Annotated in this window: 10 protein-coding genes and 3 tRNA genes; 9 read left to right on the top strand and 4 right to left on the bottom strand. The window is 20.9% G+C overall.

From position 1 onward, the window contains the following. The first annotated feature begins 646 nt into the window (after positions 1–646). From murJ to APCICONF2801_RS01090, 5 genes are all read left to right on the top strand, one after another. Complete coding sequence (gene murJ, locus APCICONF2801_RS01110) at positions 647–2,197, top strand: murein biosynthesis integral membrane protein MurJ (RefSeq protein WP_075431956.1); 1,551 nt, start codon at positions 647–649, stop codon at positions 2,195–2,197. Positions 2,198–2,490: 293 nt separating this feature from the next. After that, complete coding sequence (locus APCICONF2801_RS01105; RefSeq protein WP_075431954.1) at positions 2,491–3,171, top strand: outer membrane beta-barrel protein; 681 nt, start codon at positions 2,491–2,493, stop codon at positions 3,169–3,171. Positions 3,172–3,533: 362 nt separating this feature from the next. After that, positions 3,534–3,618: transfer RNA gene (locus APCICONF2801_RS01100), tRNA-Ser, on the top strand. A 38-nt stretch (positions 3,619–3,656) separates the two neighbouring features. Next, positions 3,657–3,727: transfer RNA gene (locus APCICONF2801_RS01095), tRNA-Cys, on the top strand. 33 nt (positions 3,728–3,760) lie between these two features. Next, positions 3,761–3,845: transfer RNA gene (locus APCICONF2801_RS01090), tRNA-Leu, on the top strand. 6 nt (positions 3,846–3,851) lie between these two features. On the opposite strand, the gene rsmC is transcribed toward APCICONF2801_RS01090, so the two are convergent. Then, positions 3,852–4,892 carry a 16S rRNA (guanine(1207)-N(2))-methyltransferase RsmC gene (gene rsmC / locus APCICONF2801_RS01085; RefSeq protein ID WP_075431953.1) on the bottom strand — a complete coding sequence of 347 codons (1,041 nt, stop codon included), beginning with the start codon at positions 4,890–4,892 and terminating at the stop codon, positions 3,852–3,854. Positions 4,893–5,081: 189 nt separating this feature from the next. On the opposite strand from rsmC, the gene minC reads away from it, so the two are divergent. From minC to minE, 3 genes are read left to right on the top strand one after another with little or no spacing between them, the layout of a single operon-like run. After that, positions 5,082–5,789 (top strand): septum site-determining protein MinC, encoded by a 708-nt coding sequence (gene minC / locus APCICONF2801_RS01080; protein WP_075431951.1) that lies wholly within the window; start codon positions 5,082–5,084, stop codon positions 5,787–5,789. Positions 5,790–5,822: 33 nt separating this feature from the next. Next, positions 5,823–6,635, top strand: a complete 813-nt coding sequence (gene minD, locus APCICONF2801_RS01075; protein WP_075431949.1) for a septum site-determining protein MinD — start codon at positions 5,823–5,825, stop codon at positions 6,633–6,635. Positions 6,636–6,637: 2 nt separating this feature from the next. Beyond that, positions 6,638–6,889: a cell division topological specificity factor MinE gene (gene minE, locus APCICONF2801_RS01070; RefSeq protein ID WP_075431948.1), complete on the top strand. Its 252-nt coding sequence runs from the start codon at positions 6,638–6,640 to the stop codon at positions 6,887–6,889. A 67-nt stretch (positions 6,890–6,956) separates the two neighbouring features. On the opposite strand, the gene tsaB is transcribed toward minE, so the two are convergent. Both tsaB and htpX read right to left on the bottom strand, forming a co-directional pair. Further along, complete coding sequence (gene tsaB / locus APCICONF2801_RS01065; protein WP_075431946.1) at positions 6,957–7,637, bottom strand: tRNA (adenosine(37)-N6)-threonylcarbamoyltransferase complex dimerization subunit type 1 TsaB; 681 nt, start codon at positions 7,635–7,637, stop codon at positions 6,957–6,959. 1,441 nt (positions 7,638–9,078) lie between these two features. Further along, positions 9,079–9,972, bottom strand: a complete 894-nt coding sequence (gene htpX / locus APCICONF2801_RS01060) for a protease HtpX (protein WP_075431945.1) — start codon at positions 9,970–9,972, stop codon at positions 9,079–9,081. A gap of 925 nt (positions 9,973–10,897) precedes the next feature. Here htpX and pyk point away from each other — a divergent pair. After that, positions 10,898–12,340 carry a pyruvate kinase gene (gene pyk / locus APCICONF2801_RS01055; protein ID WP_075431943.1) on the top strand — a complete coding sequence of 481 codons (1,443 nt, stop codon included), beginning with the start codon at positions 10,898–10,900 and terminating at the stop codon, positions 12,338–12,340. Between the two features lie 276 nt (positions 12,341–12,616). Here the strand turns inward: pyk and APCICONF2801_RS01050 are convergent, their stop codons facing one another. Continuing rightward, positions 12,617–13,333 carry a YebC/PmpR family DNA-binding transcriptional regulator gene (locus APCICONF2801_RS01050; protein WP_075431940.1) on the bottom strand — a complete coding sequence of 239 codons (717 nt, stop codon included), beginning with the start codon at positions 13,331–13,333 and terminating at the stop codon, positions 12,617–12,619. Between the last annotated feature and the right edge of the window lie 36 nt (positions 13,334–13,369).

Here is a 13,369-nt window from a genome sequence, read left to right as displayed (position 1 = left end):
TTTATTTTTGGAAAATAATATTTTTAATATAATAAATTTAAGATAACATATTATAATAACAAAATCGATCAATCTATTATCTAAATATATTAATTAATTATTAAAAATTATTTTTTTTAAATTTTTTGAAGATAGAACTAAAAATTAAATTTTTATTTTTGACATTTGATAAATTCACGTAAAAGTATCATTTGTATTTAGGTATAGTATAAGAGAAATTTTTATCATAGCAAGATTTTAATTAGATAAAATCTAATATGAAATAATGTCATTTTATTTTAATATATTTAATAGATATTATGATAAAATCAGAATATCTATTAAATATATTTTAAAAATAATTTTTTTCATTTTATAATATAATTCTTATATACGCTATTAGAGTTTATTTTTTACATAGATTATTGAGATAAATGATAGAGTTTAAATAATATATGAATAATTTCTTTATTTTATTCTTTGAAACCATAATTTTTTATAATAAGTAATAATCATAAATAGAAAAAATTACTTAATATATATATATTTTATGTATTTAAATATATAAAATGTTAATTAATGTATATTATAAAATATCATTTTTTTTAATAGTTGATAACTAATAGTGAATAATTATCGAAAGTAAAAATGACCAAGGTTATACACAATGAATCTTTTGAAATCTTTAGTATCAATGAGTATTGTTACTTCCGGTTGTCGTATTTTAGGATTTGTTCGAGATTTTTTAATTGCATATACATTTGGTGCGTCTGTTGAAACAGATGTATTTTTTTCGATTTTTAAAATACCAAATTTACTTCGTAGAATTTTTGCGGACGGTGCTTTTTCACAAGCGTTTATACCAGTTTTATCAGAATATAAAACGCATTATAAAGAAAAGTTTATTAAAGAATTTATTTCTAATATTTTAGGAATGTTAATATTATCATTAACATTATTAATTTTTATAGGTATGTTTTTCCCGTCAGCGATTGTATTAATGACATCACCAGGTTTTTCTAATGAAAAATGTAAACTTAATTTAGGAATTCAATTATTTAAAATTATTTTTCCTTATATTTTTTTTGTTTCTATATCATCTTTTATTTCATCTATTTTATATACATATAATAGTTTTTTAATACCTTCTTTTTCTCCAATATTACTTAATATTAGTGTAATATTTTTTACATTATTAAGTTCATTTTTAAAAAATTCTTATTTTCAACCGCAAATATTATCTTTGGGGTGGGGTGTAATTGTTGGAGGAATATTGCAAATTTTATATCAGCTCCCCACGCTAAGTATTAAAAATATGTTAGTGTTTCCTAAATTAGATTTTTATAATATTGGTTTGCAAAGAGTATTAAAAAAAATTGCACCAGCTATTTTAGGAGTTTCAGCAGGACAAATTTCTATCGTTATTAATAGTGTGATTGCATCTTTATTTAATTCTGGATCTATATCATGGTTATATTATGCGGATCGATTAATGGAATTTCCTATTGGTGTGTTAGGCGTTTCAGTAAGCACGTTAATTTTTCCAAAATTAATTAAGTATCACACATTAGAAACTGATAAAGAATATTCTCGATTATTGGATTGGGGATTAAGAATTTCTTTTGCGCTCGCTCTTCCTAGTACAGCTCTTTTAGCTATTTTATCTAAACCTTTTATTATTTCTTTATTTGAATACGGTCATTTTGTTGACGTTGATACTATTATGACACAAAAAATATTATTATGTTATACATTAGGGATTACTGCTTTAATGGCTATAAAAGTATTATCAACAGCATTTTATTCCATTAAAGATGTTATAACACCAATGAAAATTTCTTTTGTTACATTATTTATTACACAAATCATGAATATTTTATTTGTTTTTTTCTTAAAACAATCTGGTTTAGCATTATCAATTAGTATATCAGCATGGATTAATGCAATTTTATTATTTATCGCTTTATGTAGGACAAAAAAATTTCATTTACAACCTGGTTGGTCTCTTTTTTTCTTTAGAATATTGTTTTCAACAATAATAATGTCATTATTTTTATGGTTTATTTTATATTTTATTTCTTCTTGGAGTATCGGTAATATAGTAGTTCGTATCACTCGTATTTTTTTTATTTGTTTATTAAGTAGCGGTGTTTATTTAATAGCATTATGGTTTACTGGTATAAATTTAAAACATTTTTCTTATATAATATATGATTAAAATTCTATGGTAATGTAATATTTATTAAATAAAATGATTATTTTTAAGTTTTTATGTATTTTATTTTTAATAAAAAGTAACTTTTTTAATTTAATATTACTACCATTAATAATTTTTTATATAGATATATTTTTTTAAGAAATTATATTTTTTATAGAGTGATACTAGAAAAACGCTAATATTTTTTTTTAATATTTTGAATACTCAAAAAATAAGCATCAAAGTATATGTATGAAGTTATTTAATAAGGATGTCCGTATTAAATATTCATTTAAAATTTTTGGAGTTTATATATGGTTAAATTAGCGTTTGCTTTTTCAATTTTATTTGTTAGTTTAATAAATCCTAATACTCAGGCATCGATATTAAGTCAACAAAAATGGTATACAGGTATAAATTCAGGAGCTTCAAATATTAAAGACACTTTTAAACAATATCATAATTTTTATCAAAATAATTATTATGAAATTATAAGAAATCTATTAAAGTTAAATTATAGTTTTTTTCTTGGATATAAAATTAACCCCTATCTTAGTGTAGAGGTTTTATCACGTCTTGCTGGAAAAATGCCTCAAACAGTAAAATTTCAAATGCCAAAAATATTTTTTTCTGATATCGAGTATACAACAAAATTAGTTCTTCCGGTAACTAAAAAGTTATCGTTATATACTAAAATTGGACGATTATTGTCACAAAAATTTCAAGAAAATAAACTAAAAGGTGTTAATTTAAAAAATTATATTCATCAAGATTTTTTTCCTTTTTTTGCTTCAGGAATTCAATTTTTTTTAAATAATAAAATTTATGTTGACTTTAGTTATCAAGTTAAAAAAAGTATTTTAGATCTGGGTAATTTAAATATTAGATCTATATTGGATAATTTGAATCTTAGTATATCATGGCAATTTGGAGAAAATGAAAAAAATACTACACTTTTTGATATATGTACCGATAATAAGTATTCATATTTATAAAATAATTTAAATTTTTTTGTTTCTATTAAAAGAATAGATACTTAATCTATTTAATTAAATTAAATACTAAATATGTAATTACAAATTAATATCAAAAATAAAATAAATAACAAAAATAATTAATAAGAAATAATTAGTAAATAATATTTAAAATTTTTTTTTAAGATTTTTTTTTAAAAAAAAATCTTAGTAAATATTCATCACAAATTAAAAAATATTATTTAAAATAAAGTATATATAAATTTTTTATTTTTTTTAAAAATTAAAAAGTAATTATTTACTATATCTTGATATTTTAAAAATTTTTTTAAGCTCTTTACTTTTAAAAAAATATTTAGTACAATATAAAAATTAATAAATTTGGAGGAGTGGCCGAGTGGTTTAAGGCAGCGGTCTTGAAAACCGCCGACGAGAAATCGTCCGAGAGTTCGAATCCCTCCTCCTCCGAAAAATAAAACTTTTTAATTATATAAAAACTATTAAGAGGCGCGTTGGCAGATTGGTGATGCAGCGGATTGCAAATCCGTATAACTCGGTTCAATTCCGGGACGCGCCTGTATAATTAAAAATTATTTCAAGTTATATTATTGCCCGGATGGTGAAATCGGTAGACACAAGGGACTTAAAATCCCTCGGCTTTTTTAGCTTTGCGGGTTCAAGTCCCGCTCCGGGTATAATTATTAATTTTTATATTTACAAGTGACTTGGTAAATTTTATATTTTTTTGTTTTTAAAATGACATCATATTTGTTAAAATATTTTTTAAAGATATTTTGATAAGATATCATAGAGTTAGTTACTATCCTTAATTTTCCATTATTTTTTAAATATTTTTTAGAGTGCTTAACAATTTTTCTAATAATATTAATATTTACTTTTAAGTTATTATGAATAGGAGGATTAGAGATTATAAAATCAAATTTTCCTGTAATATTAGAATAAATATCGCTTTTATATATATATCCTTCAATTTTATTGGTCTTTAGTGTTTTTTTACTACTCCAAATGGCAGAATCATAAATATCTGTAAGTGTAAGAGTGATATTTTTAGCAAAATACGATAATGCAACACTTAAAATTCCTGAACCTGAACAAAGATCTAATATATTGCCATTAATTTTGTTATTAAATGTAGAAATTAATAACAAACTTCCTTGATCAATTCCATTATATCCAAAAACCCCCGGTAAATGATAAATAACAAAATGATGCCAGGTATATTTTTTTACAAAATTTTTTAAAACAAATGGAATTTTTTTCTTTAAAATTCCATGATAAAGAACGCAATTTCTAGCAAAATCTATTTTTATAAAGTTTATAAAATTTATAAAAATTTTTTTTATTCCGTTAATTCCGCTATTATTTTTTCCAATTATATAAATCTTAAAATTTTTTTTTATTATTGAAAATAAATATATTAATTGAAATTTAGCTTCTTTTTTATCTTTTGGCCAAAAATATACTAAACAATTATATTGAAAAAATATTTTTTTATGAATATCTTGATGAAATATAATATGTTGATGTATTTTTTTATTTACGATATTATAAATATTATATTTTTGAGCATAAATAATAAATTTTTTGCAGGTTAAAATATAGCTTAATTTATCAGGTATAATTCCTGAAAAAATAACGTTATGGTTTTTAATAATATTAAAATTTTTTAATAATATTTGACTTTCTTTAGATAAATATTTCTTTTTATAAAAATCGTTCATATTTTTTAATTTAAAAGGAAAATTGTTAAAGTTATTTTTACGTATAATATAATAATATATGATTAACTATTTTTTTTATTCATAATATAACATTATTTTTTTAATAATAAAAATTGTTTTCTATTTTAAATAGAACTGTATATTATTTATATTCATTTACATTAATATATAACGCGAAAGTGAAAGTGAATGAAAAGTATATCTATTGTATTAAAAAGTAGTAATTTCTTTATTCCGGTATTATATTTATATGATATTAATATTAATCGTACAAAAAGAGCGATATTTAATAAAATTAAAACTTCGCCGTCTTTTTTTAAAAATATGCCAGTAATATTAAATGTGGAACAATTGTCACAAAAAGTTGATTGGATTAATATGAAAGCTGCTATATTATCTACAGGATTATTTATTTCAGGAGTAAATGGGTGTTATAATAATCAATTAAAAAATTTAATTGTACTTTCAGGTTTACCGATTTTTCCAAATAAAAAAAAAATTATAAATGCTGTTAATATTGTAAATAAGAACAATAAAAAAATAGTTAAAATACCGTTATTACCTATAAATAACACGCATATTGTTAATTATCCTGTACGTTCTGGACAAAAAATATATATTCCACATAGTGATTTAATAGTAACAAATAATGTCAGTACAGGAGCAGAGTTGATTTCTGATGGTCATATTCATATTTATGGAGTTATGAGAGGTCGTGTTTTAGCAGGAGCTAATGGAGATATAACAAAAAAAATATTTTGCACTCAATTATTTGCAGAATTAATATCAATTGCAGGAGAATATTGGATTATTGAACAAATTCCATCAAAGTATATAGGTAAAATAACAGAAATTAGCTTAAAAAACGGTTTAATTAACATCAAAAATCTGAATTAGATCATTAAATTTTAAAGAAGAGAATGAATAATTATGTCGCGAATTATAGTGATTACTTCAGGTAAAGGCGGTGTAGGTAAGACTACATCTAGTGCCGCTATAGCTACCGGATTAGCATTACAAGGTAAAAAGACAATTGTGATAGATTTTGATATTGGGTTAAGAAATTTAGATTTAATTATGGGGTGTGAGCGTAGAGTTGTATATGATTTTATTAATGTCATTAAAAATGAAGCAACAATTCATCAAGCCTTGATTCGAGATCGTCATACACCTAATTTATTTATTTTACCTGCTTCACAAACAAGAGACAAAGATGCATTAACAAAATCAGGTGTAAAAAATATTTTTCAACAATTGTGTAAAATGAAGTTTGATTTTATAATTTGTGATTCTCCAGCAGGAATCGAAAAAGGAGCTATTTTATCAATTTATTTTGCGGACGAAGCTATAGTTATCACTAATCCTGAGATATCATCTGTACGTGATTCCGATCGTATTTTAGGTATTATTTCATCAAAATCTAGACGAGCTAAAAAAAATAAAGAACCAATTAAAGAACATCTCTTATTAACAAGATATAATCCAAAAAAAGTAAAAAGCGGTGATATGCTCAGTTTAGATGATGTTTTAGATATTTTACGTATTCCTTTAATTGGAGTAATTCCAGAAGATACAGCAGTTTTGCGATCATCTAATCAAGGAAGTTCAGTAATTTTAGATAAAGAATCGTATGCCGGTCAGGCTTATTTTGATACAGTCAATCGTTTATTAGGTACACAATTACCTTTTCGATTTATTAATAATAGTAAAAAAACTTTTTTACAATGGTTATTAGGGAGATAAACATGGCCTTATTAGATTTTTTTTTATTGCGGAAAAAAAATACTGCTAATATTGCAAAAGAACGGCTTCAAATTGTTATCGCAAAAAATAATAAAAGTTTGAATGAACCTAATTATTTTCCTCAACTAAAAAATGAATTATTAGTGGTTGTTTCAAAATATATAAAAATAACTCCAGAAATGATAACTATTCAATTAGAACAAAAAAATACAAATATTTCAATTTTAGAATTAAATATTACCATTCCTGAATAATAACATAATGCATTATAAAAATTTTTAAATATCTTCTTTTAATATAAAAGATATAAATATTATCGACTTAAAAATAAATATTAGGTAAGTATTTTGGATATATGCATTTAATTTTATGATATATATTTTTTTTTAAATATGCATGTGAACAAAATATTATATCTTTTGCTTGAGGTGTTTGGATATTTGTATATAATAACTTTATAGATTTTTTTAAAGAAAAACGAAAATTCCATGTTGTGCCGATTACAGCCCAAATTCCTGTACAATTTTTTATTAATTTAGGAATTTTATTTATATTTTTCAAAGATTTTTCGGTATGTTCTCCTATCCATATACCATTGGTATTACGGTAGTATTTTCCCCATAAGAAATTATTTGAATTGATTTTTATAAAAATTATTGTGCGATTTGTATGATATTTTATCCAACTTTGTTCTGATAATACTTGTAATGTCGAAAAACTTAATAAAGGAATATCGTGAATCATAGATAATGTTTGCGCAATATTAATAGAAATACGTATTCCAGTAAAACTTCCAGGACCAATTGTACATGCAATAAAGTCAACATCTTTTAAAGTACAATGAGACATTTTTAAAATTTTAAAAATCATTTTTAATATATATTTTTCATGTTTTCTTCGAGTTATTTGAAATAATGTATATATTTTTCTAGAATGAATAATAGCTACAGAGCAAGCATTTAAAGAAGTATCTAATGCTAAGATTGTTTGATCTAAATACATTTTTGAGTAATTTCCTTGCAAAAAGAATAAAATTTTTTTATTTAAGATTTTAAATTTTTCCTTTATTTTTCTTTATTAAATTTATTAAATATAATAAAATCTCTAAATAACGGTTTACTAAAAAAAATAAAAAATTTTTAAATATTTTTTTTAAAAAGAATTCTTATTGTATTTAAAATTGATACCGAATAATATCAATATAATTAATAAATTATAAGGCTTTATCTTAATTTTTAATTTGATCGCCAGAAAATTATTTCGATTATTATCAATAAAAAAATATTTAATGCATATATTTTTATGGATTTTTTTTATTTTCTATTTTTTTAAAAATTTTTCGAAAATTTTTTGTAAGTTAGTATAATTAATACAATCTTTGTAAGTAATTTTTTTTTTACTGGTTTGCTTTAAAAAATGACTAATTCTTAATTCTTTTACAATCGTTATAATTTTTTTAATATAAATAGTAAAAATATAGACAAGTTAATAAAAAAAAATGATTTTACTTCTATTTTTTAGAAATATTTTTTATACTTAACTTAGAATTAATTTATTTTTTTGGTATTAAAAATAAATCATAAAAATCATTAAATAAATTTGTATAATTTTATTTACATAATAGATTTAAAATCTTTCTAATTTTTTTATAAATGATTCTATAAGTAAAATTTTTTTAATTTTTTGCAACTTTTATATTACATTAATAATATCTTTTATAAATTTTTTTTTAAAAAAATAAATTCAGTAAGAAATTTTTTAATGACTAGTTAACTGTATTTTTTTATTTTCAATTTTTTATGATATATAAATTATTATTTTTTAATTCATATTTTATTTAATAAAAATAGAATTAAAAAAGTAATAATTATTAATTAATATTTTATAGTATTCATTTATAAGATTAATAAAAAATATTAGCGAACAATTTTTAAAATAAAGAAGTGAATAATAAAAAAATATTTTTTTTATTTTGTGTAATTATAGAATGAAAAATACATTTTTTTAGAAAAAAAAAGGGTACAAAATATATGATACATATCATTTTATTTTATGAATTTTATTTATATTAATATTTTTTTTTATTTTTTTCATTTTTTAGAAAAATTTTATAAAAGATTTAATTAAGTAATAAATCATTGGATAAGACATTTTTTTATTAAAATAAGATTCTTTTGAAAAAATTTGAAAAAAAACATTGATTATATTTATAATTGATTAATTAAAAATTTTTTAAAATATTTTTTAAAAAAAATATGATATTCATATATTATTAATTTTTTAACGAAAAAAAGTTTATTTTTTGTTAATTATTACTATTCAATTTTTTTGTATATTGATTTTATTTTGATAAATATCATAATAATTTTTTCATTGATCTTAAATATATTCTCTTATCAAAAGAGAAAATTTTTTCCCTTTTGATAATTATAAATTTATTTTATCAATATATTTTTTTTTTTAATGCATTAATACGCATTTCTAAAGGAGGGTGCGATGAAAATAAATTAAAAAATGGATGATATAATTTTCTATGAATACATAAAGTCATAATGATATCTGATTCATTTTTTTGGATATTTTTCCCTAATCTTTTTAACGCAGAAATCATATTTTTATATCCCACTAACTTTGCTGAACCAGCATCTGCATAATATTCTCTGTTTCGAGAAAACCACATAGTAATAATACTAGCTAAAATTCCTAATGTTGCCTCTAATGTTGCTAAAATAAATGAATAATATGGATATGGGTATTGATATTGATTAATTGTTTGATTTATTTCTTCTTCTTGGTTGACAAATAAATACTCAAAAAATATTTTTGTTAAGATTTGTGAAATAAAAATAATGAATGTATTTAAAATACCTTGGATTAAAGTCATTGTTACCATATCACCGTTAACAATATGTGTAATTTCATGAGCTATAATAGCTTCAATTTCGTTTTTATTCATATTCTGTAATAATGAATTAGATAAAGCAATTAATGATGAATTTTTTTGTGCTCCGGTCGCAAAGGCATTCATATCTGAGGAATGATAAATAGCTATTTCAGGCATATTTATATTAACGCTTTTTGAATGTTTTTTTATTATTTCAAATAACCATTTTTCCATATTATTTTTTGGAGATTGAATAACGACTCCATTAACAGAATATAAAGCAATCCATTTACACATTAATAATGACAATATTGATCCCAAAAAACCAAAAATTAAAGAGATAATTAAAATTCCAAAGATGTTACCTGTATTGATACTAGTGAAACTTAAAATAAGACCAAAAATTAGAATAATAGATAAATTCGTTAATAAAAAAAGAAAGGTACGAATCATATATTTTTATATTCCTAATAAATAAATTGTTTTTTATGTAAATATAAAGAAAAAATTTTTTTATTTAGATTGTTTAAGTTAAATTTTTTTTTAAAAATGCTTATTTATTGCAATTTCTATTAAAATATCATGATATCAATTAATTTTTTATTATATTAAGATAAAAATATTTTTTAAATATTTATTTAATTAATATTAATTAAATAAATTTCTATTTTGTAAATTTTAAAAGAAAATTGATTGAGTTATATTTTATTAAATGATAATCATCTAATTTAATCTTAACATTTTTTTTAAAAAAAAATGCTTAATAATTTTATCTTCATAAAAGAATACTTGTTTTTCTAAGTTATACAGAGTATTTTTAATATGTCTATATAATCCTTTTTATTTTTTATATATAATAATGAATATAATTTTTAAGGTATCAATATTAATATATCAAAATATTTTTTATTAAGATATATACTCTGAATATAAATTTTTATTAAATAAAAATTTATATTATATTTTAGTATCAATATTTAATAGAATTTCTAATTTTAGATTAATCATATATATTTTATATTCCGTTTTGTATTTTTTAATGTTTAAGATAATTAGTAAAAATTTTTTAAAAATAGAAATAGCATTTTTAATTTCTTTTATTTAAAAAAAATTACCATAATATAACATGATGTTTTTAAATACCATTAAAAAAAATAAAACAAGTTAGATTAATTTGTCATTTATTTTTTTATTTATAAATTTATTTAATATATAAAAGGGATGTAATATTTTAAAAAATTAAATAATTTTTAATAATCAAATTTATGATAAAAATCATAAGATAATAATAAGGTTTTATTTATTAAATATTATTATTTAATTTAATAAATAAGAGTTTTTTTAAAAAATATATTTAATTTTGTATAAGGATTTTAATATGCATAACCATATTTGTCGTACAAAAATTATTTCAACTTTAGGGCCCTCTACAGATAAAAAAGATATTTTAAAGAAATTAATTCAATCAGGATCAAATATATTACGATTAAATTTTTCTCATGGTACAGCTGAAGAACATCAAAAAAGAGTTACGTTAATTCGTAATATTACTAAAAAATATGGTTATTCAGTTGCAATCATTGGAGATTTACAAGGTCCCAAAATTCGAATTTCTAGTTTTAGAAATAAAAAAATATTTTTAAATATTGGAGATACTTTTTTACTAGATCATACCATTGAAAAATTCTGTGGTACTGAAAAAAAAGTAGGTATTAGTTATAAAAATCTTGTTCATGAAGTTTTTGTGAATGATATAATATTGTTAGATGATGGTAAAATACAATTGAAAGTATTAGAAATAAATAATAATAAAATTTATACAAAAGTTATGGTAGGTGGATATTTAACAGATCATAAAGGTTTAAATAAATTAGGGGGTGGTTTATCTGCCAAAGCTTTAACAGAAAAAGATAAGGAAGATATAAAGTTAGCGTCTCGTTTAGGGGTTGATTATTTAGCAGTATCTTTTCCACGATCTGCTAATGACGTAAAAGAAGCGAGAATATTAATGAAAGAAGCAGGCAGTCACGCTCAAATAATTGCTAAAATAGAAAGGGCTGAAGCAGTTAATTCTGAAACGGTGTGCAAAGAAATTATCTTAGCAGCAGATTCAATTATGATTGCGCGTGGAGACTTAGGAGTGGAAATTGGAGATGATAATTTAATTGGCATACAAAAAAATTTAATTAAATTAGCTCGTCAATTAAATCGCACAGTTATTACTGCTACACAAATGATGGAATCAATGATTGAAAACCCTTTTCCAACTAGGGCTGAGGTAATGGATGTTGCCAATGCTGTGATAGATGGAACGGATGCGGTTATGTTATCAGCTGAAACGGCATCAGGACGTTTTCCAGTTCATACAGTTAAAGCTATGATTAATATTTGCAAAGGAGCCGAAAAAATTCCGTGTATGAGTATTTCTCAACATCGATTACATGTTCCTCTTAATAATATATCTGAAACTCTTGCGATGTCTGTAATGTATGCCGCAAATCATTTAAATAATGTATCTGCTGTTTTAATTTTTGCAAATTCAATAAAGTTAGCATTATTAACGTCTAGAATTACATCAAAAATACCGATTTTCTATTTTTCTTATTGTGATAAAAAACTTAATTTATCTTTGTTATATAAAGGAGTGATTCCTATTTATTTAAAACAAAAAAAAATGGAATCTAATAATATTAAGGATGCTATCTTAAAATTAAAAGAGAAAAATTATTTGCAAGTTAATAACACTATTGCAATCATTAAAAAAGATTTTCAATTTTCAAAAGATGATACCAATACTTTTAAATTAATTCGGGTTTTATAAAAATATTAAGAAAACAAAAAAAAATTAAATTTTTATTAAAGTATTAAATTAAAATTATTTATTTGTACTAGTATTGTATTAATTTTCATATATTTCTGGTAATTATAAAAGTCCTTATTAAAAATAAATATATATTTTTTTTTAATAATATTTAATAATAATTTATTAAATATAAACTTTTTTATTAAAAATAAAAATTATTACAATACTGTACGAATATTAGAAAATATAATAAATATATATGAAATTTTTTAAAGATTCATAGATATCCTGTTATTATAATTTGAAATTATAGTAAATATTTTTAATTTCAGAAAATTCATTTAATTTTTTTAGTAGTTTTTTTATTTTTTTTTTCTTTGATTGTTCTAAGAATAGTATTATTTTTGGTATATAAAGAATTTTTTTAGCATTGATAATTACTGTTAATTTACAAAGTTCTTTTTTAATTTTTTTAAATTTCTTAATAGGCATTTTCATTTCAATATATAAATTTTTTTTTATTTTAATGTTATACGCACTATTTTTTAAAGCGATATCTAAAATTGTTTTTTCTTTTTGCATATCATTAAATCTTAATAATATATTTTTTTGAAATAAGTATTCAACATTTTTATTTTTTACTAAATGACCTTCGCAACGAGAAAAAATTTCTCTTAATTTAGAAACCGTATGATTATTATTTTCAGAATAACATTCCATAATAAAAGCAGCTCCTCCCGGTCCATATCCAGAATATATAGTTAAGTTATTATTTTTATGTTGTTTTATTTTACTCCGTTTTATTGCTCTTTGAATAGTATTTTTTGTCATATTATATGTAGATGCTTTATCTAAAGCTGTTCGTAAATAAAAATTTTTTTTTGGATCTTGACCTTTTTTTATACTTGCGGTAGTGATTTCACGTATTAATTTAGTAAAGATTTTACTACGTTTAATATCTTGTGATGATTTTCTATGTTTTGTATTTGACCATTTACTATGTCCAGCCATATTTTCCTTTATATAAAAAAACAATTTGATTTTATA

Origin of the sequence: Buchnera aphidicola (Cinara confinis) (genome assembly GCF_900128735.1) — a bacterium.
GTDB classification, from domain to species: domain Bacteria; phylum Pseudomonadota; class Gammaproteobacteria; order Enterobacterales; family Enterobacteriaceae; genus Buchnera_F; species Buchnera_F aphidicola_L.
This window is presented reverse-complemented; position numbering and strand designations above follow the sequence as displayed.

What these genes read in the sequence shown, in the direction of transcription:
- murJ (WP_075431956.1), top strand. Translation starts at nt 647, where the DNA reads ATGAATCTTTTGAAATCTTTAGTATCAATGAGTATTGTTACTTCCGGT.
- APCICONF2801_RS01105 (WP_075431954.1), top strand. Translation starts at nt 2,491, where the DNA reads ATGGTTAAATTAGCGTTTGCTTTTTCAATTTTATTTGTTAGTTTAATA.
- rsmC (WP_075431953.1), bottom strand. Translation starts at nt 4,892, where the DNA reads ATGAACGATTTTTATAAAAAGAAATATTTATCTAAAGAAAGTCAAATA.
- minC (WP_075431951.1), top strand. Translation starts at nt 5,082, where the DNA reads ATGAAAAGTATATCTATTGTATTAAAAAGTAGTAATTTCTTTATTCCG.
- minD (WP_075431949.1), top strand. Translation starts at nt 5,823, where the DNA reads ATGTCGCGAATTATAGTGATTACTTCAGGTAAAGGCGGTGTAGGTAAG.
- minE (WP_075431948.1), top strand. Translation starts at nt 6,638, where the DNA reads ATGGCCTTATTAGATTTTTTTTTATTGCGGAAAAAAAATACTGCTAAT.
- tsaB (WP_075431946.1), bottom strand. Translation starts at nt 7,637, where the DNA reads ATGTATTTAGATCAAACAATCTTAGCATTAGATACTTCTTTAAATGCT.
- htpX (WP_075431945.1), bottom strand. Translation starts at nt 9,972, where the DNA reads ATGATTCGTACCTTTCTTTTTTTATTAACGAATTTATCTATTATTCTA.
- pyk (WP_075431943.1), top strand. Translation starts at nt 10,898, where the DNA reads ATGCATAACCATATTTGTCGTACAAAAATTATTTCAACTTTAGGGCCC.
- APCICONF2801_RS01050 (WP_075431940.1), bottom strand. Translation starts at nt 13,333, where the DNA reads ATGGCTGGACATAGTAAATGGTCAAATACAAAACATAGAAAATCATCA.